Below are 22194 nucleotides of genomic sequence, written 5' to 3' on the forward strand. Positions count from 1 at the left end.
CGGCTGGGCGCGCGCGTCCAACTATCTGTAGGCGCGGTCCGTCTCAGTCCAGAGGGGGCTGGAAATCCAGGACGCGGACGATTTCTAAGGAGCTGGTCATGAGCGGTCAGATGAGGACTACCACCGAAACCATGGAGACCGCGTCGCGGCACGTGGGCGATGTCAACGCGGACATCCAGGGGCAGCTGTCCTCGCTGCAGGGTCGGCTCGCCGCCGTCAACGGTGCCTGGGAAGGCGCAGCCAAGGTCGCGTTCGACAACCTGATGGTCCGCTGGGACTCCAGCGCCAAGCGCCTCAACGAGTCGCTGCTCGCGATCAGCGAGAACATCAAGGCCAATGGCGTCGCCTACGCCGCGGTGCAGGACGACCACTCGAGCGCCATCAACAACGCGGGCGGCGGCCTCAACATCTGAGTCCCGCGCGCTCGGGCCGGACCCGGGTGGGCGACACCCTTTTTCGAACCAGACTGCTTCGATCCACACAGTAGGAGGACCCATGAGCGGGACCATGCGTTACGACTTCGGCGCCATCGACGGCGCCAGGGCGGACATCGCCGCCACCAGCGGCAACATCAACGGCAAGCTGGGCGACCTGAAGAGCTACCTCGCGCCGCTCGTCGCCGAGTGGGAGGGCTCCGCGTCGGAGGCCTACCAGGCGCAGCAGGCCAAGTGGGATTCCGCGGCCAACGAGCTGAACCAGGTCCTCGAGGCCATCGGTCGGGCCGTCGGCGCCGGTAATGACGACATGAACGCGACGAACAACAGTGCGGCCGCCAGCTGGGCCTGAGATCGGCGCGCTGGTTGCGTTCATGCCATGAGAATTCCCCGGTGGAGGAGAGCCACCGGGGAATTCTCGTGTTCGGGGCCAGGTCATTGATTCGGTTTCGCCTGGCGCGGATACTCGTAGCACCTTCGCCGAAAGGGGCAGGGGATGACGCAGACCGCAGGGGCCGATCCCGGCCCGACGGACGCCCGCCGCGCGCGGCCGCGGAGCTACCTGATGTGCCCCCCGACCTTCTTCGACGTGGTCTACAGCATCAATGAGTGGATGCGACCCGAGGATCCCGTCGACACCGCGTTGGCGATGTCGCAGTGGGAGCACCTGGTCGAGACCTATCGGCGGCTCGGACACGAGGTCCTGACGATCGATCCCGTGCCGGGGCTCCCGGACATGGTCTTCGTGACCGACAGCGGCCTCGTCATCGACGGGGTCGCGCTCGGTGCCCGGTACCGAACCGAACAGCGGGCCGCGGAGGCCGACCACGTGCTGCGCTGGTTCCGCGCCAACGGACTGTTCCGGCCCACCCGTCCTCGGTACATCAACGAGGGTGAGGGCGACCTGCTGGTGGTCGGCGACATCGTCTGCGCGGGAACGGGGTTCCGCACCGACGAGCGCGCGCACGCCGAGGTGGCCCGGCACCTGGGCCGCCGGGTGGTCACCCTGCGGCTGATCGATCCCCGGTACTACCACCTCAACACGGCGCTCGGCGTCCTCGACGATCGCACCGTCGCCTACCTGCCGGGGGCATTCGCCCCCGAGAGCCTCGCGGTCCTTCGAGACCTGTTCCCCGACGCCGTCATCGCCGAGGAGGCCGACACCCGGTGGCTCGGCCTCAACCTGGTCAGCGACGGCCGCAACGTGGTGCTGCCCAGTCAGGCGCAGCGGCTGGCCGGCCTGCTCGCCGAGCGTGGGTACACCCCGGTCCCGGTGGACTTCTCGGAGTTCCTCAAGTCCGGCGGTGGGATCAAATGTTGCACCCTCGAACTCCGCGGCTATCGCGAGATACAGGCGGCCCGATGAACGCGCGGGTGCCGGTGACCGCGGGCACGCTCGCGGAACTCGCGCGGGCCCAGGCGCACAGCGCGCACAACTACGATCCGCTGCCGGTGGTCATCGACTCGGCGCGCGGTGCCTGGGCGCGCGGCATCGACGGCGTCGAGTACCTCGACATGCTGGCCGGGTACTCGGCGCTCAACTTCGGGCACGGGCACCCGCGACTGGTCGAGGTCGCCCGTGCGCAGCTCGGCACGCTCGCGCTCACCAGCCGCGCGTTCCAGCACGAGGCGTTCGCCGGGTTCTGCGAGGACGTGAGCCGGCTGTGCGGCAAGGAGGCGGTGCTCCCGATGAACACCGGGGCCGAGGCCGTCGAGACCGCGCTGAAACTGGCAAGGCGCTGGGGGTACGACGTCAAGGGTGTCGCCGCCGACCGCGCCGAGATCATCACCTTCGCCGGGAACTTCCACGGCCGGACCATCACCATCGTCGGGTTCTCCACCGACCCCGATGCGCACGACGGCTTCGGCCCGTACGCACCCGGTTTCCTCACCGTCGACTACGGCGACCTCGACGCGCTCGCGGCCGCGGTCACCCCGAACACCGTGGCCGTCCTGATCGAGCCGATCCAGGGCGAGGCAGGTGTGCTGGTCCCGCCCGACGGCTACCTCGCCGCGGTCCGGGCGCTGTGCGACGAGCACTCGATCCTCATGCTCGCGGATGAGATCCAGAGCGGTCTCGGCCGGACCGGCGACACCTTCGCCTGCGATCACGAGAACGTCGTCCCCGACGTCTACATCCTCGGGAAGGCGCTCGGTGGTGGGCTGATCCCGGTCTCCGCCGTGGTGGCGGACCGGTCGGTGATGGAGGTGATCCGCCCCGGTCAGCACGGCAGCACCTTCGGCGGGAACCCGCTCGCCTGCGCGGTCGGCAGCGAGGTGGTCCGGCTGCTGGAGACGGGGGAGTTCCAGCAGCGCAGCCGCGAACTGGGCGCCCATCTGCACGATCTGCTCGGGCAGCTGCCGCAGGAACAGGTCTCGGAGGTCCGCGGGCGCGGGTTGTGGGCAGGCGTGCAGCTGGCGGCCGGTCAGCCGGGCGCCCGGGTCGTCTGCGAGCGTTTGCTCGCCCGCCGGGTACTCGCGAAGGACGCGCACGAGGGGACCATCCGGATGGCGCCGCCGCTCGTCATCGAGCGCGACGAGATCACCTGGGCGGTCGAGCAGCTGGCGGACGCGCTCGGCCAGCGGTGAGCCACGGGATCGGTGAGCCACCGGGACCGACTTTGACCAGGCCCTGACCTGCGCGGTATGGTTCTACGTCGGCGTGCGGTACGGCGCGGCACTCACGTGCCCGTTGTAGTGCGGGTTCTCGGGTCTCCACTGGCCGCCGAGATCATCCGGACCACACGCTGTGGCCAGCAGCTACACGATATGACGAGGAAGTTCTGTGTCTACGTACACCCCGAAGGCCGGAGATGTGACCCGCACGTGGCACGTCATCGACGCCACTGACGTGGTGCTCGGCCGACTTGCCGTGCAGGCAGCGAACCTGCTCCGCGGCAAGCACAAGCCCACCTTTGCACCGCACGTTGACGGCGGCGACTTCGTCGTCATCATCAACGCCGACAAGGTCGCGATCAGCGGCAACAAGCGCGACGGCAAGCTCCTGTACAACCACTCCGGATACCCGGGTGGCCTGCGGTCCCGCACCGTCGGCGAGGTCCTCGAGCGGACCCCCGACCGCCTCGTGGAGAAGGCCGTCGTCGGCATGCTCCCGAAGAACAAGCTCGGCAGCGCCATCGCCGGCAAGCTGAAGGTCTACGCAGGCCCGAATCACCCCCACGCCGCGCAGCAGCCGGTTCCGTTCGAGATCAAGCAGGTGGCCCAGTGACCGAGCAGAACGAGACCGCTGAGGTCGTTGTCGAGGAGACCGTGGTGGAGGAGTTCGACTCCGCGGATCAGCCCGAGATCGTCGAGGAGTTCGAGGCCGAGGCGGCAGTCGCCCCCGCAGCCCCGATCTACATCGATCGTCCGATCCAGACCGTCGGCCGTCGTAAGGAGGCGGTCGTCCGCGTCCGCATGGTCCCCGGCACCGGCGAGTTCAAGCTCAACGGCCGCACCATGGAGGATTACTTCCCCAACAAGGTGCACCAGCAGCTCATCAAGGCCCCGCTCGTCACCGTGGAGCGCACCGAGTCCTTCGACATCGTTGCCCTCCTGCACGGCGGCGGACCGTCCGGACAGGCAGGCGCCCTGCGTCTGGCCATCGCCCGCGCCCTGATCGAGGTCACCCCCGAGGATCGCCCGGCCCTCAAGAGCGCCGGCTTCCTCACCCGTGACGCCCGCGCCGTCGAGCGCAAGAAGTACGGCCTGAAGAAGGCCCGTAAGGCATCTCAGTACTCCAAGCGCTGATGTGTCGCCGATGCCGGCCCCGAGGGTCGGCATCGGCACCTGTTCACCAACAAGAGCAGGCGTCCAGCAGTACCGGACGCCTGCTCTTGTCGTAGCAAAGACAGAGGGGTCTGTTTACATGGGTCGGATGTTCGGTACGGACGGCGTGCGCGGCTTGGCGAATGCGGAGCTAGACGCCGAGTTGGCGCTGCGGATCGCGGGGGCGGCAGCCTCTGTGCTGGCGCTCTCCGAGCGGGGCGCGCCCCGACCGATCGCCGTCCTCGGACGGGACCCCCGCGCGAGCGGTGAGATGCTCGAGGCGGCCGTCACCGCCGGGCTCACCGCGGCGGGCGTCGACGTCATCAACGTCGGCGTGCTGCCCACTCCTGCCGTCGCCTTCCTCACCGGCGCCTACGACGCCGCGCTCGGCGTGATGATCTCCGCCTCGCACAACCCCATGCCGGACAACGGCATCAAGATCTTCGCGGCGGGCGGTCACAAGCTCGACGACGAGTCGGAAGACCGCATCGAGGCCGCCATCGCCGACCGCGACCTGATCCCGCGGCCGACCGGCGCCGGCATCGGTCGCGTCCGCACCGCGACCGACGCGGCCGAGCGGTACCTCGAGAACCTCACTCGCGCCACCACCCACCGTGTCGACGGGCTGACCGTGGTGGTGGACTGCGCGAACGGCGCCGCCTCGACGGTGGGCCCGGAGGCCTACCGGGCGGCGGGCGCGCGGGTCATCGCCATCCACGCCGATCCCGACGGCCTCAACATCAACGACGGCTGCGGTTCCACCCACCTCGAAGAGCTGCAGGCCGCGGTGCTCGCACACGGCGCTGACCTGGGCATCGCGCACGACGGGGACGCGGACAGGTGCCTGGCCGTCGACGCCACCGGCTCCGTGGTCGACGGTGACGCGATCATGAGCGTGCTCGCCCTCGCGATGCGCGAGTCCGGCGAACTGGCCCAGAACACCCTGGTCGCGACGGTGATGAGCAACCTCGGCCTGCACATCGCGATGCGTGAGGCGGGTATCGAGGTCCGCACGACGGCGGTCGGCGACCGGTACGTCCTCGAGGAGCTGCGCAACGGTTCGTTCAGCCTCGGCGGCGAGCAGTCGGGACACGTGGTGCTGCCCGGCTTCGGGACCACCGGCGACGGCGTCCTCACCGGGCTCAGGCTGATGGGCCGGATGGCCCAGACCGGCAAGTCGCTGCGTGAGCTGGCCGCGGTGATGCGCACGCTGCCGCAGGTGCTCGTCAACGTCCAGGTCACCGACAAGGCCGCGGTCGCCTGCGCGCCCGCAGTGCTCGAGGCGGTTGCCGAGGCCGAGGCGATGCTCGGCGAGGCCGGCCGCGTGCTGCTCCGCCCGTCCGGCACCGAGCAGCTGGTGCGGGTGATGGTCGAGGCCACCGAGATCGAGATCGCGCAGAAGCTGGCCGATGGGCTCGCGGACCGTGTCGCCTCGGTCTAGGGCGCGGCGTCCGTGGTCGCGGACTAGGGGTGAACCCCGAACCGGCCAGGGGTTTCGACTCATCCTCCAAGGGGATACCCCGATGCCGAAATCAACCCTCAGCGCGATGCGGTGAGGACATCGACTCCCGAATAGTGGAGGACAACGCAGCGAGCCGCTGCACCGTCCGACGAAAGGGAGCACCATGACCACCCAGACCACCAGCCGTCGCCTGACTCGTGCCCGCACCGGGAACATCTTCGGCGGCGTCTGCGCCGGCCTCGCCCAGTACCTCGGCTGGAAGCCGTGGCTGGTGCGAGCGCTCTTCGTCGCCTCCTGTCTGCTGCCGGGCCCGCAGTTCCTCATCTACTTGGCGATGTGGATCTTCATCCCGAAGAGCGAGTTCTGAGCGGGCGTCCCGCTACCTACGGTTGCGTACTGAATCTCTTGTCGGGCAGGCTTCTTTGCGAATCGACGACTAGGGAGGGTTCGGCGAGATGGGTCACTACAAGAGCAACGTGCGCGATATTGAGTTCAACCTGTTCGAGGTGCTCGGGATCGGAAAGCTGCTCGACGGTGGTGCCTACGGCGACCTCGACGCCGACACCGTGCGCAACATCCTCGCGGAGGTCGCGAGGCTGGCAGAGGGGCCGGTCGCCGCGTCCTTCGTCGACGCGGATCGCCATCCCGTCGAGTTCGACGCCCAGAACCACGCGATCGTCGTCCCCGATTCACTGCGCAAGACCGTCGAGGCGGTGAACGAGGCCGGGTGGTCACGCCTCGGCCTGCCCGAGGGCATGGGCGGTGTGCCCGCTCCGGCCCCCCTGGTCTGGGCGATCGGCGAGATGCTGGTCGCCGCGAACGGGTCGGCGAGCTTCTTCAACATGGGGCCGTTGATGGCCAGCGTGCTCTACACCGTCGGGACCGAACAGCAGAAGCACTGGGCCAAGGCCGGATTCGAGCGTGGGTGGGCGGGCACCATGGTGCTGACCGAACCGGACGCCGGGTCTGACGTCGGTGCGGGCCGCACGAAGGCGATCCAGCAGACCGACGGCACCTGGCACATCGAGGGCGTCAAGCGGTTCATCTCGGGCGGCGACGTCGGGGACACCGCCGAGAACCTGTTCCACCTGGTGCTGGCCCGTCCCGAGGGTGCGGGCCCGGGGACGAAGGGCCTGAGCCTGTTCTACGTCCCGAAGGTCCATTTCGATCCGGACACCCTCGAACTCGGCGATCGCAACGGCGTGTACGTCACCGGTGTCGAGCACAAGATGGGCATCAAGTCCTCACCCACGTGCGAGCTGACCTTCGGAGCCACCGATGTACCGGCCGTCGGCTGGCTCGTCGGCGAGGTACACAATGGCATCGCCCAGATGTTCCAGGTGATCGAGAACGCTCGAATGATGGTGGGCACCAAGGCTGCCGGGACGCTGTCGACCGGATACCTGAACGCCTTGGCCTACGCCAGGGAGCGCGTGCAGGGCGCGGACCTCACCGAGATGACGGACAAGTCCGCGCCCCGGGTGACCATCACCCACCATCCCGACGTGCGCCGCAGCCTGGCGATGCAGAAGGCGTACGCGGAGGGCCTGCGCGCGGTGTATCTCTACACCGCGGCGCATCAGAACGCCGATGTCGCCGAGTTGGTGTCCGGTGCCGACGCCGAGCTCGCCGAGCGGGTGAACGATCTGCTGCTGCCGATCGTCAAAGGCGTCGGCTCCGAGCGGGCCTACGAGTTGCTCACCGAGAGCCTGCAGACCCTCGGTGGTTCCGGCTACCTGCAGGACTACCCGATCGAGCAGTACATCCGCGATGCCAAGATCGACACCCTCTACGAGGGCACCACGGCGATCCAGGCACAGGACTTCTTCTTCCGGAAGATTGCCCGCGACCGTGGGGTCGCGCTCGCCCACGTGGCGGGTCAGGTGCGCCAGTTCATCGACAGCGCCGCGGGCAACGGCCGCCTCAAGACCGAACGGGCGCTGCTCGAGACCGCACTGACCGACGTGCAGGAGATGGCGGGGATCCTGACCGGCTACCTGATGGCCTCTCAGCAGCAGCCGTCCGAGCTGTACAAGGTCGGACTCGGCTCGGTGCGCTTCCTGTACGCCGTGGGAGACCTGCTCATCGCGTGGCGTCTGCTGGCTCAGGCCGAGGTGGCGCTGACCGCCCTCGACGGTGGCGCACCGGCCAAGGATCGGTCGTTCTATCGCGGCAAGGTCGCGGTCGCGTCGTTCTTCGCCAAGAATGTCCTGCCGCACCTGGCCGCGACGAAGGTGATCCTCGAGTCGATCGACAACGAGATCATGGAGCTGGAGGAAGAGGCCTTCTAGGTCACCGGAGGGAACCGAACGGGCACCGGCTGCGTCTGTACTCCTGACAGGTGTATCCGGCGGGGGGAGTCGTGGTGGGGGAGCGTTTCGAACTGGACGTGGCGGCGCTGCGAACCGTCACGGCGGGGTTCGTCACCTCCGCGGCAGCGCTGGACGCGGCGGCGGCGGCGCTGCGGAGCCGTGACGAACGGCTCGCCGGTCCCGTGCTGGCCTGGGCGGAGGCGACGAGGTCGAACGCGCACCGGCTGGATGCGGCGATCGCCGCGTATGCGTGGCAGGAAAGGGAGAACGCCGGGACCGTCGGCGGGGCGGACCGGTGAATCCGGCCGCTTCGGACGAACTGGCGTACTTCGCCCGGTTCCTGCCGAGGCTGGGGTCCGTGACCGAGCCGACGATCGACTACGACCAGCTCAGCGAGCGGTATTTCGGACTCGCCGTGAGCGATCTCGCGGCGCTGCGCGCGGACGCGGACGTCGTCGGGGCCGCGGTCGACACGATGCGCGCGCAGTGCGACGCGCAGCAGCAGCTGATCCTCGGCCTCGCGGCCGGGTGGGAGGGCGTCGCGGCCGACTCGGCGCTGGCGGCGCTCGACGCCGACCTCGATCGCGCCCGCGCGAGCACCGAGGCCATGGCAGGCGTGCACGCTGCCCTGCTGGCGGCCGCCGATGTCATCGCGACGGTGGTCGCGGCGAACGCCACCGTGATGGACGAACTCGACGCGACGCAGATCGCGGGGCGCACCCCGGCGGAGATCGACCTGATGATCGCGGTCGTGCGGCTCGAGTCCGGCGACAACGCGTGGGGGCTGTTGCGGCAGGCGTCCGGTCTGTTCGCCGAGCTGACCCCGATGATCCCGTCCGTGGTGCGTTCCGGGGCGCTGGTCGGCGACCGGCTTCTCGACGTCGCCGTCGACCTCACCTCGACGTGGCTGAGTGAAGTGTTCGTGCCGCACGTGCAGGCGCAGCTCTCATGTGTCCTCGAGCTGTGCGACGCGACCGCGAGGGCGATCGACGGCGCGCACCGATTGGTCTCGGACGCAATGGAACTCGCCGGCTCCGATCCGGACGGATTCGGTGCGGTCGACCGGGTGGACGATCCCGTCGCCGGATTCACCCCGGCGGCTCCCGCGCAGTCGCCCGTCGCGCCGGTGGCGGCCGCCGAACCGACGGTGACGATGGTCGTCGTCGAGACCACCGAGGGCCAGACCCTGCAGCTGGTGCGGGAGGATGGCGAGCCGAGAACCTACCGTGTCGAGATCGGAGCGGACGGTGAACCGAATCTGTGCGAATGCGATTCGCGGGCAACCGAATCCGCGCCGATCACGAAACCGCCGGAACCGCCTGCGTCGCCCGATCCCGCCGCCGACCAGGGGGATCACCCGGTGCCCGAACCCCCGGTGTCGGATGCCCCGGCGCCCGAACCCATGCCGCCAGTACCGACCCCGCGGCAGGCCCGCGACGGCAGGTCCAAGGCCCCCGCGTCGACCGTCGACGAGCGCCCCGCCGACCCGGCGCCGGAATCGGGGGCCGAACTGGCCGAGGCCGGTCCGCTGTGAGGAACCGGCTCAGGGCGGAATCGGTGCTCGCCGAGCATTCCGCCGCGCTCGAGCGGATCCGGGTCGCCATCGCGGACGCGAACCTCGCCGCCGAGGCGCGTTCGCGTCAATTGTGTTCCGCGGCAGTGGACTCACCGGCCGCGGAGACGGAGCCGGCCGACGGCTACCCGGTGAGCTGGCTCGTCTGATCGGCGGCCAGCTCGACGGCCAGGGAGCCAGGGAGGTGGGCGCCTGGCAGCGCGAACTGCTCGTACCGGGTCTCGCCGAGCAGGTGATAGAGCAGGTATCCGGTCAGCAGCGCGCGCGTCGTCTTCTGCGTCCGGCGCTCGGAACCGCCGAGTCCGAGCGCGCCGAGCATCCTGCGGCCCTCGGGGAGTCCGCCGGCCGAGCCGCCGTCGACCGTCCGCAGGATCGCCTGTCCGCCCCAGGCCTCGGCGATCGAGCGGGCATTGCAGTTCAGCGAATCGATGTCCTCGTCGCCCGCGATGATCAGCCCGGGACCCGCGAGGGTGGCTGCGGCTTTCTCGGCCGACGGCGAGGTCGGTGCCGGGAACAGTGCGGCGACGGCCGCGGCCGGGCCGTGCTGGGCGGCCGCGATCACCGCAGCGCCCGCCCCCATGCCGTGGCCGGCGTAGGCCACCCGGGTCGCGTCGACGCTGATCTTCCCGGGGCCGAGGCGCACGCCCGCACAGATGTCGACCGCGGTCCGCAGATCCGCGGCGAGGCCCAGGTGCGAGGGGACCGGCGTGCGCTGGGTGGCGGGTGCGGCCACTACCAGGCCCCAGGACGCGAGGTGGGTGAGGGTCTGGGCGTACCGGTCGACGCCGGTCATCCAGCCGTGCGCGAACGCGACCGCGGGCAGCGAGAAGCCTTCCGCCGGTGTGTACACCACACCGGGCTGGCCCGCGAGGGAGAGGTCGCCGCGCAGCACCTTGTGCGGACCGCGCTTAGATAGCTGAGAGGCCAGGGTCTTAGGAGTCGGCGCCACGAGGATGACCGTATCCGATCGAGAACCACGAGGGAGAAGCGACAAGTGTTTGGCATTCCGGTACCGGTGCCCCGCGATCTGACCCGCGCGTTCGAGAACGTGTGCGCCCGACTCGGGTCGAACGGGCTGGCGGACCTGCGGCCGACGCCGTCGGAGGTCGTCGACTCGAACGCCGAGCGCACGATCCGCCGGTTCCGCTCCGCCGACCGTGCGGCGACGGGTGTGCCCCTGCTCTTGGTCACGCCGCTGGCGGCCACCTCTGTCGCCTTCGACCTGCGCCGTGGCTGCAGCGTCGTGGAATACCTGATGGAAACCGGTCGTGACGTGTATGTCGTGGACTACGGCCCGGTGAACTTCCAGGACCGGACCCGCGGCTTCGAGCACTGGGTGGACGACGTGATCCCCGATGCGGTGCAGGTGGTCAGTGACGACGCGGGCGGCGCGCTCGTGCACCTCGCGGGCTGGTCGCTGGGCGGGATCTTCGCCGTCTATGCGGCCGCGGCACATCCGGAGTTGCCGTTGGCCTCACTGACCCCGATCGCCAGCCCGTTCGACCTGCGGCAGGTTCCGCTGTTCGCGACCCTGCGTCCGCTCGACCGGCTGTTCGGTCCCTATACCGTTGCGCCCCTCTATCGGGCGCTCGGAAACATCCCGGCCCCGCTGACCAGCCTCGGCTTCAAGGCGGCGAGTGTCGACAAGTATCTGACCAGGCCGTTCACCGTTCTCGCGAACCTCGACGACAGGGACCACCTCGAGCAGCTCGAGGCGGTGGACCGCTTCATGAACAGCATGTATGCGTACCCGGGTCGCACCTTCGGCCAGCTCTATCACGTGGTGATGCGGTCGAACGAGTTCGCGACCGGCCACATGGAGATCGGGGGCAGGCGGGTCAGTCTGAGCGAGATCGACGTACCGACCATGGTCATCGCGGGCGCGGGCGACGGGCTCGCGCCCGTGAAGGCCGTCCATCACCTCACCGAACTGCTCACAGGGGCGCCATCGGTCCGCTTCGGTGCGTTCCCCGGCGGGCACCTCGGCGTGCTCACCGGTCGCGCGGCCCGCGAGACGATGTGGCCCGCACTGGCCGACTTCCTGACCAGGTCCGAGCCGGATATCACAGCACAATAACTGCCGGTTGCGCACCCGGAATCGGAATGTCGCGAAAGCATCACGATCGGGGGTTCCGGTCTGTTTGAATTCGCGGGACTTCCCGACTATCCGGACGGTGCACCTTGCGCAGAGCAGCATATTGTCTCGCACTCTCGTTCCTGTTTCTCCTGGTCGCCGGTCCCACCCCCGCCATAGCGCAACCGGGTCCCTCGGTGCTCGGGGTGGGGGAGTATCCGCGCCTGGTCCGGCTCAAGCAGTCGGGCACGATCCTGGCGTCGATGACCAGCCGCGATGCGCAGGGTTACTTCTCTCCGATCCTCGAGAGCACCGACGACGGCGCCAGCTTCCATCCGATCGGCGCGGTCCGTGACCCCGAGGCCAACTCGGGGCTGTGCTGCAGCACCCTCTTCGAGGTGCCGCAGCAGGCCGGCCTGCTGCCTCCGGGAACGCTGCTGTGGGCGGGCACGGTCGGGTACGAGGCGGGCCGTGACAGGCGGATCGCCATCAAGGTGTGGGCGAGCTTGAACGGCGGCCGGGACTGGGTGCCGCTGGGCGTCGCTGCCAGGTCCCCGAACCACGAGGGCGTCTGGGAGCCCGAGTTCGTCGTCGACGCGGCGGGCACCCTGTGGCTGTACTACGCCGACGAGACCGAGATGCCGCGGCACTCACAGGTGCTGAGCAGGGTGTCCTCCGTCAACGGCCTGGACTGGGTCGACAAGCAGGTGATCCTCGCGCGTGATCCGCAGCGCGTGCGTCCCGGCATGGCCGTGGTGACCCGGCTGGCGGACGGACGGTTCGCCTCGACCTACGAGATGTGCAACTTCGGCGCCGAGTACTGCAGCCCGTACGTCAAGGTCTCGCACGACGGCGTCAACTGGGGTGCGACGACCGACCCGGGGGTCAGGGTGACCACCGCCGACGGCAGTTACTTCCAGCACTCGCCGTACCTGCAGTCCGTGCCGGGCGGGCCGAACGGCACCCGACTGGTGCTCGGCGGCCAGACCTACGTCGGCAAGGACGGCAAGCCGTCGGCGAAGAACGGCAGGGTCCTGCTCGCCAACGACAACTTCGGGGCCGGCAACTGGTTCGAGATCCCGGCGCCGGTGGCGGCGCCGAGCGCTAAGAACAAGACCTGTGCGAATTACAGCTCTCCGCTGCTGCCGGTCGCGGGTGGGTCCAGGGTTCTGCAGGTCGCCGTCGAACTGCACAACGGGGTGTGCACGGCGTTGTTCGGCACCGGGCCGGTCGCACCGTGACCCAGGTCACCCGGCGCCCACGCCCTCCCGGTCGGCAGGGGTTCGGCAGCCCAGTACCCTGGTGACCCATGTGCGGAATCGTGGGATACGTCGGCCACCGCCAGGCGCTGGACGTCGTGGTGGAGGCGCTGCGCCGGATGGAGTATCGCGGCTACGACTCGGCCGGTATCGCGGTCCTCGACGGTGTGGGCGGCGTCGCGATCGAGCGTAAGGCGGGCCGGCTGGCCAACCTCGAGGCCGAGCTCGCGGAGACCGGCACCGAGCGCTTCGTCGGCACCACGGGCATGGGCCACACCCGCTGGGCGACGCACGGCAGGCCGACCGACCGCAACGCGCACCCGCACCGGGACGCCGAGGGCAAGGTCGCGGTCGTGCACAACGGCATCATCGAGAACTTCGCGCCGCTGCGCGCCGAGCTCGAGAACGACGGCGTCGAGTTCGCCTCCGACACCGACACCGAGGTGGCGGTGCACCTGGTCTCGCGGGCCTACGCCTCCGGTGACACCGCCGGAGACTTCGTCGAGAGCGCCAGGACGGTGATCCGCCGCCTGGAGGGCGCGTTCACCCTGGTGTTCACGCACGCCGACCACCCGGACACCATCGTCGCGGCCCGCCGGTCCACCCCGCTGGTGATCGGCGTCGGCGAGGGCGAGACCTTCCTCGGATCCGACGTCGCGGCCTTCATCGAGCACACCCGCGATGCGGTCGAGCTCGGCCAGGACCAGGTCGTCGTCATCACCGCCGACGGCTACACGGTCACCGACTTCGACGGGAACGAGGACGTCCCCACGCGTCCGTTCCGGATCGACTGGGACCTCGCCGCCGCCGAGAAGGGCGGCCACGACTACTTCATGCTCAAGGAGATCGAGGAGCAGCCGGCCGCGGTGGCCGACACCCTGCTCGGGCATTTCGATGCCGGTCGCATCGTTCTCGACGAGCAGCGGCTCTCCGATCAGGAGCTCCGCGATGTGGACAAGGTGTTCGTCGTGGCCTGCGGCAGCGCCTACCACTCCGGCCTGCTCGCCAAGTATGCGATCGAGCACTGGACCAGGCTGCCGGTCGAGGTGGAGCTGGCGAGCGAATTCCGTTACCGCGACCCGGTTCTCGACCGCTCGACGCTCGTCGTCGCGATCTCGCAGTCCGGTGAGACCGCAGACACCCTCGAGGCGGTGCGGCACGCGAAGGACCAGAAGGCGCGAGTGCTCGCGGTGTGCAACACCAACGGGTCCCAGATCCCGCGCGAGGCCGACGCCGTCCTCTACACCCGGGCCGGACCGGAGATCGGTGTCGCGTCCACCAAGGCGTTCCTGGCCCAGGTGACCGCGAACTATCTGGTGGGGCTGGCGCTGGCGCAGGCGCGCGGCACCAAGTACCCGGACGAGGTGGCCAGGGAGTACCGCGATCTCGAGGCCATGCCGGACCTGGTCGCGCGCGTGCTGCAGACGGTCGAACCGGTCAGGGCGCTGGCGCGGGAACTGGCGCACTCGCCGACCGTGCTGTTCCTCGGACGCCACGTCGGGTATCCGGTGGCACTCGAGGGTGCGCTCAAGCTCAAGGAACTCGCGTACATCCACGCCGAGGGATTCGCCGCGGGCGAGCTCAAGCACGGGCCGATCGCGCTGATCGAGGAGGGCCTTCCGGTCATCGTCGTGATGCCGTCGCCGAAGGGCCGCGCGGTCCTGCACTCGAAGCTGGTCTCCAACATCCAGGAGATCAAGGCGCGCGGCGCACGGACCATCGTGATCGCGGAGGAGGGCGACGAGGCGGTGCGCGCGCACGCCGATCACCTCATCGAGATCCCGGCGGCGCCGAGCCTGCTGCAGCCGCTGCTGTCCACGGTCCCGCTGCAGGTGTTCGCGGCCGAGGTCGCGCAGACCCGCGGCTACGACGTGGACAAGCCGCGCAACCTGGCGAAGTCGGTCACCGTCGAATAGATGCGCGTGGCGCCGTCATCGCACGATGACGGTGCCGCTCATCTGCGGGTGCAGGGTGCATTCGTACGGGTAGGTGCCATGCCTCATGAACGTGTGGCTGAACTCGCCCTCGGACATCGTCTCGCTGGCGAAGTCGCCCTCTGCGGTGCCCTTCCCGGTCGCGGTGACGTTGTGTTCGGTGCCCTCGTCGTTGAACTCCCAGGTGACGGTGTCGCCGATGAGGATTCGTGAGGTGGACGGCCAGAAGGCATTGTTGTTGATCTCGACGGTCTTGTCCCGCGCCTGCGCCGGACTGCCGCTACCCACGAGTACCGATGCGACGAGCAGTCCGGTTGCGATGGTGGCGCCGAGTGCGCGCATGGATAAAGGGTAGCCCCGAACGACGGCCGTGGCGAGATACGGTGATTCGATGCGCGACTACTTCACGGCCGACCAGGTGCGGGCCGCCGAGGCCCCGCTGCTCGCCGCGCTTCCCGACGGCGCCCTGATGCGCCGCGCCGCGTACGGGTTGACCGCCGTGGTGGCGTCCGAACTACGTTCTCGCACTGGAGGTGTGGCGGGCAGGCGGGTGACTCTGCTCGTCGGCTCCGGCGACAACGGCGGGGACGCGCTGTGGGCGGGAGCGATGCTGCGCAGGCGCGGGGTCGCGGTCCAGGCGATCCTGCTCGACCCGGTCAGGGCCCACGCAGCGGGGCTGGCGGCGTTGCGCGCCGTCGGCGGGCGGGTCGAGGTGGGCGCCGACGCCGATCTCGGCGACCCCGACCTGGTGGTCGACGGCATCGTAGGGATCTCGGGCCGGGGGCCGTTGCGGCCGCCCGCCGCCGCGCTGGTGGCCAGGGTCGGCGTGCCGATCGTCGCGGTGGACCTGCCGAGCGGGGTCGATCCCGACACCGGGGTCACGGCGGGGCCCGCCGTGACGGCCTCGGTCACGGTCGCGTTCGGGGCGCTCAAGCCGGTGCACGCCCTCGCGGCCGCGCACTGCGGCCGGGTGGAACTCGTCGACATCGGCCTCGACCTCCCGGACGCCTCGGTGCGAACACCGACCGCGGCCGAGGTCGGCGCCCGCTGGCCGATGCCTGGACCTGCGGACGACAAGTACAGCCAGGGCGTGGTCGGGGTGATCGCGGGCAGCGCGCGCTATCCCGGTGCGGGCGTGCTGTGTGCGGGAGCCGCGGTCACCGCCACGTCCGGCATGGTTCGGTACGCGGGAACCGCTGCACCGCAGGTTCTCTCGCGCTGGCCGGAGGTGGTCGCGGTGGACGGGTTCGACGCCGCAGGCCGGGTGCAGGCCTGGGTGGTCGGCCCGGGGATGGGGGTCGACGAGGAAGCGCTGACGGTGCTGCGCGCGGTCCTCGGTACCGACCTGCCGGTGTTGGTGGACGCCGACGCACTCACTCTGGTGGCCGCGGAGCCAGGGCTCGTCACGGACCGGTCGGCGCCGACGTTGCTGACCCCCCATGCCGGGGAGTTCGCCCGGCTCACCGGGCACGCCTCCGCTTCGCAGAGATTGGCGGCCGACCGGGTGGCGGCGACCCGCGGCCTGGCGGCCGAGTGGGGGATCAGCGTGCTGCTCAAGGGACGGTGCACGGTGGTCGCAGATCCGGACGGATCGGTCCTGCTCAACGAGGCCGGTGGCTCCGCACCTGCGACCGCCGGCGCCGGGGACGTGCTGTCCGGCGTCATCGGGGCCCTCATGTCGACCGGTCTTGCGCCGCTGACCGCCGCGGCGATGGGCGCCCGCGCACACTCGCTGGCCGCCAACCTGGCCGCGGGGCAGGGCTCGGGCACGGCCGCGCCCATCTCGGCCGATGCACTGTTGTGCCAGGTCAGGGCGGCGGTGAGGGTGCTTCGTGCCCAAGCGGTGCCCTAAATGTGACCTCGTTAGTGATGGAAATCATTTGGCCTTTCGGTGGTCAATGGCAGGATCGTGGATCGTGACCTCCGACTTGTCCGTATGGGACGATCTGCGCATGACTTCCGCGGTTGGCCCGTACGCGCCGCAGGCGGAAGCGCTGATCGATCTCGATGCGATCGCCCACAACGTCCGCCTGTTGTGTGAACACGCGGGCGACGCCGCGGTGATGGCCGTGGTCAAGGCCGACGCCTACAACCACGGGGCGGCAGCGGTGGCGCGCACGGCGCTCGCATCCGGGGCCGCCGAGCTGGGGGTCACCACGGTCGAGGAGGCCCTGGAATTGCGGGCCGCGGGCATCGACGCGCCGATCCTGTCCTGGCTGCACACTCCCGACACGGACTTCACCGCCGCGATCGCCGCAGGAATCGAACTGAGCGTGTCCTCGCCCCGGCACCTGGGATCGGTGGTCGCGGCGGCCCGTGCGCTCGGGTCCACGGCGACCGTCACCCTCAAGGTCGACACCGGACTGGGGCGCAACGGTGTCTCGCCGTTCGAACTCGAGGACACCCTTCGGGATCTGGCCAGGGCGGAGGCCGAGGGTGCGGTGCGGCTGCGCGGGATGTTCTCCCACCTGGCACACGCCGACGAGCCGCACCACCCGATGATCGACACCCAGGCCGCCCGCCTCGAGCACGCCGTGGCCGAGGCCAGGCGGGTGGGACTGCGTCCGGAGCTGGTGCACCTGGCGAACTCGGCCGCCGTGCTGACCCGGCCGGACCTGCGTTTCGACATGGTCCGTCCCGGCATCGCGATCTACGGGCTCTCTCCGGTGCCGGAACTCGGCGGATTCGGACTGCGGCCCGCCATGACACTGCGGGCGCGGGTGGCGCTGGTGAAGAAGATCGCCGCGGGCGAGGGCGTGTCGTACGGGCACACCTGGATCGCGCCCCGCGACACCACGGTCGCCCTGCTGCCGGTCGGCTACGCCGACGGCATCCCGCGCGCCCTCGGCGGCCGCTTCGAGGTGCAGATCGGTGGTCGGCGCCACCCACAGATCGGCCGGGTGTGCATGGATCAGGTGGTGGTGGACCTCGGACCGGATCCTGCGGGGATCGCGGAGGGCGACGTGGCGGTGCTGTTCGGCAGCGGCGACGACGGCGAACCGGTGGCCCAGGACTGGGCCGACGCACTCGACACCATCCACTACGAAGTGGTGACCGGGGTTCGGGGGCGAATCGTCCGGGGCTTCACCGGCAGGGAGGACCTGCGATGAATCCGTTCGGGAAGGCGGGCCTCGTCGGAGGTGCGGTCAGCGCCGCCGCGCTCGGCGCGCTCGCGGGGGTCACCGTCGGGCACCGTCCGGCCGCCCGCCGCGGTGGCAGGCGAGACCGGTACGCCAAGGAGGACTTCCGGTTGATGAGCGCCGACCGCGGCAGCATCGTCGCGGCCGAGGACGGCACGGCGCTCGCGGTCCGGGAGGTAGGTCCCGCGGACGCACCCCTCACGGTGGTCTTCGTGCACGGCTACTGCCTGCGCATGGAGTCCTGGCATTTTCAACGGCGCCAGCTCGAGAAGCGTTGGGGCAAGGCCGTTCGAATGGTCTTCTTCGATCAGCGTGGGCACGGCCGGTCCGCGGTCCCCGCATCCGCGAGCTGCACCATCGGTCAGCTGGGCCGGGATCTCGATGTGATCCTCCAGGCCGTCGCGCCCAGGGGCCCCGTGGTGCTCGTCGGACACTCGATGGGCGGTATGACGATACTGGCGCTGGCCAGGCAGGTGCCGGAGTTGTTCGGCACCAAGGTGATCGGGGTCGGGCTCATCTCCACCGCGGCCGAGGGCCTGAACAAGACCGGGCTGAGCAGGAACCTGCAGAACCCCGTGATCGACGCGTTCCGGCTCGCGGTCCGCACCTCGCCGGGTCTGGTCCAGTTCGGGCGCGGCGCCGCACGCATGCTGATCTCCCCGATCCTGCGCTCCGCCTCGTACGGCACCGATGTCAGTCCTTCGCTGATGCGGTTCTCCGAGTGGATGCTCAACCAGACGTCGGTGACCACGATCGTGAACTTCCTCAAATCACTTGAGCTGCACGATGAATCGGCGGCGCTTCCGGTCATCGCCGAGCTGCCCTCGCTGGTGCTCTGCGGGGACGCGGACATGATCCTGCCCTTCTCCCAGTCCGAGGCCATGGCGGCCGAGCTGCCGGAGTCCGAGCTGGTGCGCGTGGTCGGCGGCGGGCACCTGGTGCAGCTCGAGTTCCCGATCCGGGTGACGGACGCGATCGACCGACTCGTCGGCCGCTCCATCGCCGAGCAGGGCGATTCCGAACGGACGGTTGTCGGTGGCTGACCACGATCCGCGCACGATCCACCTGCCGACGACCGAGGACACCGAGGCGTTCGGCAGGCGCCTCGCCCTGGAGCTGAACGCGGGCGACCTGGTGGTGCTCGACGGCCCGCTCGGTGCTGGTAAGACTGCGCTCTCGCGGGGGATCGCGGCCGGGCTCGGCGTGCAGGGCCGGGTCAGCTCGCCGACGTTCATCATCGCCCGCGAGCATCGCGCGGGCGGCGAGCGGCCCGGTGGCGGTGAGCCGGTGGCGATGGTGCACGTCGACGCGTACCGGCTCGGCATCGGCGCCGATCCGGGACAGACCTTCGACGAACTGGACGCCCTGGACCTGGACACGGACCTCGCGGGTGCCGTCGTGGTGGTCGAGTGGGGCGAGGGCGTCGTCGAGCACCTGGCCGAGCGGCATCTGCTGGTGCGGTTGCGGCGCGAACCGGAGTCGGACGTGCGCACGGCGCAATGGGCCTGGGTCTCCTAGGTATCCTCGGTAACCGTGCTCGTACTCGCGGTCGATACCGCCACGCCTGCCGTAACAGCCGGGGTGGTGCGCCTTGAGGGCGACACCCCACGAACCCTGGCGACCCGGATCACGGTCAACGCGAGGGCCCACGCGGAGGTGCTGACCCCGCACATCCTCGAATGCCTCGCGGAGGCGGGCTTCGCCCCGTCGGACCTCGATGCCGTCGTGGTCGGTTGTGGCCCCGGCCCGTTCACCGGCCTGCGGGTCGGCATGGCCACGGCGGCCGCGTTCGGCGATGCCCTCGGGATTCCCGTGCACGGTGTCTGCAGCCTGGACGCGATCGCGATCGAGGCCGCGCTGGGACGGGATCTGCTGGTGGTCACCGATGCCCGTCGCCGCGAGGTGTACTGGGCGCGCTACAGCGGCGGTGCCCGCGTGCAGGGCCCGGAGGTGAACAAGCCCGCGGACCTCGAGCCGACTCCTTCCCAGGCGATCGCGGGATCGGCCGGTCACGTCGACCTGTTCGACCTGCCCGTGGAGCCGGTCGAGACGCCGTCGCCCTCGGGTCTGGTCGCGGTGGCCGTGGCAGCACTGCGTTCCGGTGCGGAGCCCGCGCCGTTGGTGCCGCTGTACCTGCGTCGCCCCGACGCGGTCGCCATCGCGGACCGGAAGAAATGACCGCGCGGATCGTCGGGATGACCGCGGCCGACGCAACCCGCTGCGAGGAGCTGGAGACGGTGCTGTTCCCCGGTGACAGCCCGTGGAGCGCGGAGGCGTTCCGGTCGGAGCTGACCGGGCAGCACAACCGCTACTTCGTCGCCCGCGCCGAGTCCGGCACCATGCTCGGCTACGCGGGGATCGCGTTGCTCGGGCGTGGGGCCGACGCCGAGTCCGAGGTGCACACCATCGGGGTCGATCCCGCCCACCAGCGACTGGGCCTCGGCGCGCAACTGCTCGACGCGCTGCTGCGGGAGGCCGATGAACACGGCGGTCCTGTGTTCCTCGAGGTCCGCACGGACAACGAGCCGGCCATCGCCCTGTACCGGGGAACGGGTTTCGAGATCGTCGGGACCCGAAGGAACTACTACCAGCCCAGCGGCGCCGACGCGTACACCATGCGCAGGCCCGCCGCCCGGGTCGAGGGGCAGCTGTCATGATCGTGATGGGGATCGAGAGCTCGTGCGACGAAACGGGCGTCGGCATCGTCCGGTGGCACGAGGACGGCACCTGTGAGCTCCTAGCCGACGAGGTGGCCTCGAGCGTCGATCAGCACGCCCGCTACGGAGGCGTGGTGCCGGAGGTGGCCTCGCGTGCCCATCTCGAGGCGATCGTCCCGACCATGCGGCGGGCCCTCGCACAGGCGGGGATCGCGAAGCCGGACGCGCTCGCGGTGACCATCGGACCGGGGCTTGCCGGGGCGCTGCTGGTCGGCGCGGCCGCCGCGAAGGCGTACGCCGCGGCCTGGGATGTGCCGTTCTATGCGCTGAACCACCTGGGCGGGCACGTCGCGGTGGACACCCTCGAGCACGGCCCGATGCCGCCGTGCGTTGCCCTCCTGGTCTCGGGCGGTCACACCCACCTGCTGCACGTCGAGGACCTGGCGCGGCCGATCGTCGAGCTCGGCACCACAGTGGACGACGCCGCGGGTGAGGCATTCGACAAGGTGGCCCGGCTGCTCGGACTCGGGTTCCCCGGCGGCCCGGCACTGGATGCGGCCGCGCAGGAAGGGGATCCGCGGGCTATCGCCTTTCCTCGCGGCATGACCGGACCGCGCGACGCCCGCTACGACTTCTCGTTCTCCGGGCTCAAGACGGCGGTCGCGCGCTTCGTGGAGTCGAAGGAGCGGGCGGGGGAGACGCTCCCGATCCCCGACATCGCGGCGTCCTTCCAGGAGGCGGTGGCCGATGTGCTCACCATGAAGGCGGTGCGAGCGGCGACCGACGTCGGCGTCGACACGCTGGTGCTCGGCGGCGGGGCAACCGCCAATTCACGTATCCGTTCGCTCGCCGAGGAGCGTTGCGCCGAGGCCGGTTTGACCCTTCGCATCCCCAAGCCGCGCTTGTGCACCGACAATGGGGTGATGATCGCCGCATTGGGAGCGCACGTCATCGCCGGGGGCGCCACGCCGTCTCCGTTGACGGTCGCCACGGATCCGGGCCTCTCGGTGACCGTCAGCCAGTCACGGACGGCGAGCGATGGTCGATGACCGGATCGAGAAGCTGCCGAAGGAGCAGCGGCGCAGGCTGATCCGGCGCGTCGCCATCCGCACGCTCCTGAGTGCGGCCGCGCTGGTGTTCGTGTACTTCGTCATCCCGATGCAGAACCTGGAATCCGCCTCCGCGATCGGCGGGCTGGTGCTGGGGCTGGTCTTCGTCGGCGCGCTCTTCGCCTGGCAGATCCGGAAGATCGTGCGCGCGGAGCATCCGGGGCTGCAGGCGATCGAGGGCCTCGGGCTGATGCTGCCGGGGTACCTGCTCGCGTTCGCGACGCTGTACCACCTGATGTCCCTGTCGGGGCCGGAGAACTTCAACGAGCCGCTGACGAAGATCGATTCGGTGTACTTCACGCTGGTGTGCTTCTCGACTGTCGGGTTCGGGGACATCACCGCGACCACCGAGGTCTCCAGGGCCGTCGTCTCGGCGCAGATCGTGGGGAACCTGTTCCTGCTCGCGGTCGGTGTCCGCATCATCACGGCCGCGGTGCGGCTGGGACAGCGACGCAAGGACGCCGCGACGTGA

The 22194-nt window shown here is 70.0% G+C and carries 25 protein-coding genes; 23 read left to right on the top strand and 2 right to left on the bottom strand.

Annotated features, from left to right (window positions below; genetic code table 11):
- Positions 1-98: 98 nt before the first annotated feature.
- From C8K38_RS05760 to C8K38_RS05815, 12 genes are all read left to right on the top strand, one after another.
- Positions 99-413, top strand: coding sequence for a WXG100 family type VII secretion target (locus C8K38_RS05760; protein WP_097210380.1), 315 nt, complete (start codon positions 99-101; stop codon positions 411-413).
- Between the two features lie 82 nt (positions 414-495).
- Positions 496-786 carry a WXG100 family type VII secretion target gene (locus C8K38_RS05765; protein ID WP_077040866.1) on the top strand — a complete coding sequence of 97 codons (291 nt, stop codon included), beginning with the start codon at positions 496-498 and terminating at the stop codon, positions 784-786.
- A gap of 144 nt (positions 787-930) precedes the next feature.
- On the top strand, positions 931-1800 hold the full coding sequence (gene ddaH, locus C8K38_RS05770; RefSeq protein WP_245221164.1) for a dimethylargininase: 870 nt from the start codon (positions 931-933) through the stop codon (positions 1798-1800).
- Complete coding sequence (gene rocD, locus C8K38_RS05775) at positions 1797-3023, top strand: ornithine--oxo-acid transaminase (RefSeq protein WP_097210381.1); 1227 nt, start codon at positions 1797-1799, stop codon at positions 3021-3023. The genes ddaH and rocD overlap by 4 nt, the downstream gene beginning before the upstream one ends.
- Before the next feature lie 196 nt (positions 3024-3219).
- Positions 3220-3663, top strand: a complete 444-nt coding sequence (rplM, locus tag C8K38_RS05780) for a 50S ribosomal protein L13 (protein ID WP_097210382.1) — start codon at positions 3220-3222, stop codon at positions 3661-3663.
- Complete coding sequence (gene rpsI, locus C8K38_RS05785) at positions 3660-4184, top strand: 30S ribosomal protein S9 (RefSeq protein WP_097210383.1); 525 nt, start codon at positions 3660-3662, stop codon at positions 4182-4184. The genes rplM and rpsI overlap by 4 nt, the downstream gene beginning before the upstream one ends.
- A 118-nt stretch (positions 4185-4302) precedes the next feature.
- Positions 4303-5643 carry a phosphoglucosamine mutase gene (gene glmM / locus C8K38_RS05790; protein ID WP_097210384.1) on the top strand — a complete coding sequence of 447 codons (1341 nt, stop codon included), beginning with the start codon at positions 4303-4305 and terminating at the stop codon, positions 5641-5643.
- Between the two features lie 184 nt (positions 5644-5827).
- Entirely contained in the window at positions 5828-6031 is a 204-nt protein-coding gene (locus C8K38_RS05795; protein WP_077040870.1) for a PspC domain-containing protein, read from the top strand.
- A gap of 88 nt (positions 6032-6119) precedes the next feature.
- The gene (locus C8K38_RS05800) at positions 6120-7955 is read left to right on the top strand and encodes an acyl-CoA dehydrogenase (protein WP_097210385.1); all 1836 of its coding nucleotides are present in this window, start codon (positions 6120-6122) and stop codon (positions 7953-7955) included.
- 74 nt (positions 7956-8029) lie between these two features.
- Positions 8030-8275 carry a hypothetical protein gene (locus C8K38_RS05805; protein ID WP_143548381.1) on the top strand — a complete coding sequence of 82 codons (246 nt, stop codon included), beginning with the start codon at positions 8030-8032 and terminating at the stop codon, positions 8273-8275.
- Positions 8272-9510 carry a hypothetical protein gene (locus C8K38_RS05810; RefSeq protein ID WP_097210387.1) on the top strand — a complete coding sequence of 413 codons (1239 nt, stop codon included), beginning with the start codon at positions 8272-8274 and terminating at the stop codon, positions 9508-9510. The genes C8K38_RS05805 and C8K38_RS05810 overlap by 4 nt, the downstream gene beginning before the upstream one ends.
- Entirely contained in the window at positions 9507-9698 is a 192-nt protein-coding gene (locus C8K38_RS05815; RefSeq protein ID WP_097210388.1) for a hypothetical protein, read from the top strand. The genes C8K38_RS05810 and C8K38_RS05815 overlap by 4 nt, the downstream gene beginning before the upstream one ends.
- Here the strand turns inward: C8K38_RS05815 and C8K38_RS05820 are convergent.
- Positions 9674-10498: a poly(ethylene terephthalate) hydrolase family protein gene (locus C8K38_RS05820; RefSeq protein WP_097210389.1), complete on the bottom strand. Its 825-nt coding sequence runs from the start codon at positions 10496-10498 to the stop codon at positions 9674-9676. The two genes, C8K38_RS05815 and C8K38_RS05820, sit on opposite strands and share 25 nt — an antisense overlap.
- A 45-nt stretch (positions 10499-10543) precedes the next feature.
- Here C8K38_RS05820 and C8K38_RS05825 point away from each other — a divergent pair, with 45 nt between their 5' ends.
- From C8K38_RS05825 to glmS, 3 genes are all read left to right on the top strand, one after another.
- A complete protein-coding gene (locus C8K38_RS05825) occupies positions 10544-11626 on the top strand; it encodes an alpha/beta fold hydrolase (RefSeq protein ID WP_097210390.1) in 1083 nt (360 codons plus the stop codon).
- A 104-nt stretch (positions 11627-11730) separates the two neighbouring features.
- Complete coding sequence (locus C8K38_RS05830; protein WP_097210391.1) at positions 11731-12864, top strand: sialidase family protein; 1134 nt, start codon at positions 11731-11733, stop codon at positions 12862-12864.
- Between the two features lie 68 nt (positions 12865-12932).
- Positions 12933-14798, top strand: a complete 1866-nt coding sequence (gene glmS / locus C8K38_RS05835; RefSeq protein WP_097210392.1) for a glutamine--fructose-6-phosphate transaminase (isomerizing) — start codon at positions 12933-12935, stop codon at positions 14796-14798.
- Positions 14799-14813: 15 nt separating this feature from the next.
- Here the strand turns inward: glmS and C8K38_RS05840 are convergent, their stop codons facing one another.
- Positions 14814-15158: a cupredoxin domain-containing protein gene (locus tag C8K38_RS05840; protein ID WP_097210393.1), complete on the bottom strand. Its 345-nt coding sequence runs from the start codon at positions 15156-15158 to the stop codon at positions 14814-14816.
- A 49-nt stretch (positions 15159-15207) separates the two neighbouring features.
- Here C8K38_RS05840 and C8K38_RS05845 point away from each other — a divergent pair, with 49 nt between their 5' ends.
- The 8 genes from C8K38_RS05845 (at position 15208) to C8K38_RS05880 (ending at position 22194) form a co-directional block, all read left to right on the top strand.
- Complete coding sequence (locus C8K38_RS05845; protein WP_097210394.1) at positions 15208-16668, top strand: NAD(P)H-hydrate dehydratase; 1461 nt, start codon at positions 15208-15210, stop codon at positions 16666-16668.
- Between the two features lie 100 nt (positions 16669-16768).
- On the top strand, positions 16769-17926 hold the full coding sequence (alr, locus tag C8K38_RS05850) for an alanine racemase (protein ID WP_097210635.1): 1158 nt from the start codon (positions 16769-16771) through the stop codon (positions 17924-17926).
- On the top strand, positions 17923-18999 hold the full coding sequence (locus C8K38_RS05855; protein ID WP_097210395.1) for an alpha/beta fold hydrolase: 1077 nt from the start codon (positions 17923-17925) through the stop codon (positions 18997-18999). The genes alr and C8K38_RS05855 overlap by 4 nt, the downstream gene beginning before the upstream one ends.
- Positions 18992-19474: a tRNA (adenosine(37)-N6)-threonylcarbamoyltransferase complex ATPase subunit type 1 TsaE gene (gene tsaE / locus C8K38_RS05860; RefSeq protein WP_097210396.1), complete on the top strand. Its 483-nt coding sequence runs from the start codon at positions 18992-18994 to the stop codon at positions 19472-19474. The genes C8K38_RS05855 and tsaE overlap by 8 nt, the downstream gene beginning before the upstream one ends.
- Before the next feature lie 15 nt (positions 19475-19489).
- Positions 19490-20134, top strand: coding sequence for a tRNA (adenosine(37)-N6)-threonylcarbamoyltransferase complex dimerization subunit type 1 TsaB (tsaB, locus tag C8K38_RS05865; protein WP_097210397.1), 645 nt, complete (start codon positions 19490-19492; stop codon positions 20132-20134).
- Positions 20131-20613, top strand: coding sequence for a ribosomal protein S18-alanine N-acetyltransferase (gene rimI / locus C8K38_RS05870; RefSeq protein ID WP_097210398.1), 483 nt, complete (start codon positions 20131-20133; stop codon positions 20611-20613). The genes tsaB and rimI overlap by 4 nt, the downstream gene beginning before the upstream one ends.
- Positions 20610-21662 (top strand): tRNA (adenosine(37)-N6)-threonylcarbamoyltransferase complex transferase subunit TsaD, encoded by a 1053-nt coding sequence (gene tsaD, locus C8K38_RS05875; RefSeq protein WP_097210399.1) that lies wholly within the window; start codon positions 20610-20612, stop codon positions 21660-21662. Before rimI ends, tsaD begins: the two co-directional genes overlap by 4 nt.
- Positions 21652-22194: a potassium channel family protein gene (locus C8K38_RS05880; RefSeq protein ID WP_097210400.1), complete on the top strand. Its 543-nt coding sequence runs from the start codon at positions 21652-21654 to the stop codon at positions 22192-22194. The genes tsaD and C8K38_RS05880 overlap by 11 nt, the downstream gene beginning before the upstream one ends.

The organism is Rhodococcus sp. OK611, assembly GCF_003050885.1.
Taxonomy (GTDB): domain Bacteria; phylum Actinomycetota; class Actinomycetes; order Mycobacteriales; family Mycobacteriaceae; genus Rhodococcus_G; species Rhodococcus_G oryzae.

Excerpts from the sequence above, each read along its gene's own strand:
- C8K38_RS05855 (WP_097210395.1), top strand. The coding sequence starts at position 17,923 with ATGAATCCGTTCGGGAAGGCGGGCCTCGTCGGAGGTGCGGTCAGCGCC.
- C8K38_RS05880 (WP_097210400.1), top strand. The coding sequence starts at position 21,652 with ATGGTCGATGACCGGATCGAGAAGCTGCCGAAGGAGCAGCGGCGCAGG.
- rimI (WP_097210398.1), top strand. The coding sequence starts at position 20,131 with ATGACCGCGCGGATCGTCGGGATGACCGCGGCCGACGCAACCCGCTGC.
- glmS (WP_097210392.1), top strand. The coding sequence starts at position 12,933 with ATGTGCGGAATCGTGGGATACGTCGGCCACCGCCAGGCGCTGGACGTC.
- C8K38_RS05760 (WP_097210380.1), top strand. The coding sequence starts at position 99 with ATGAGCGGTCAGATGAGGACTACCACCGAAACCATGGAGACCGCGTCG.
- C8K38_RS05840 (WP_097210393.1), bottom strand. The coding sequence starts at position 15,158 with ATGCGCGCACTCGGCGCCACCATCGCAACCGGACTGCTCGTCGCATCG.
- rocD (WP_097210381.1), top strand. The coding sequence starts at position 1,797 with ATGAACGCGCGGGTGCCGGTGACCGCGGGCACGCTCGCGGAACTCGCG.
- tsaD (WP_097210399.1), top strand. The coding sequence starts at position 20,610 with ATGATCGTGATGGGGATCGAGAGCTCGTGCGACGAAACGGGCGTCGGC.
- ddaH (WP_245221164.1), top strand. The coding sequence starts at position 931 with ATGACGCAGACCGCAGGGGCCGATCCCGGCCCGACGGACGCCCGCCGC.
- C8K38_RS05795 (WP_077040870.1), top strand. The coding sequence starts at position 5,828 with ATGACCACCCAGACCACCAGCCGTCGCCTGACTCGTGCCCGCACCGGG.
- alr (WP_097210635.1), top strand. The coding sequence starts at position 16,769 with ATGACTTCCGCGGTTGGCCCGTACGCGCCGCAGGCGGAAGCGCTGATC.
- C8K38_RS05800 (WP_097210385.1), top strand. The coding sequence starts at position 6,120 with ATGGGTCACTACAAGAGCAACGTGCGCGATATTGAGTTCAACCTGTTC.
- C8K38_RS05765 (WP_077040866.1), top strand. The coding sequence starts at position 496 with ATGAGCGGGACCATGCGTTACGACTTCGGCGCCATCGACGGCGCCAGG.
- C8K38_RS05845 (WP_097210394.1), top strand. The coding sequence starts at position 15,208 with ATGCGCGACTACTTCACGGCCGACCAGGTGCGGGCCGCCGAGGCCCCG.
- glmM (WP_097210384.1), top strand. The coding sequence starts at position 4,303 with ATGGGTCGGATGTTCGGTACGGACGGCGTGCGCGGCTTGGCGAATGCG.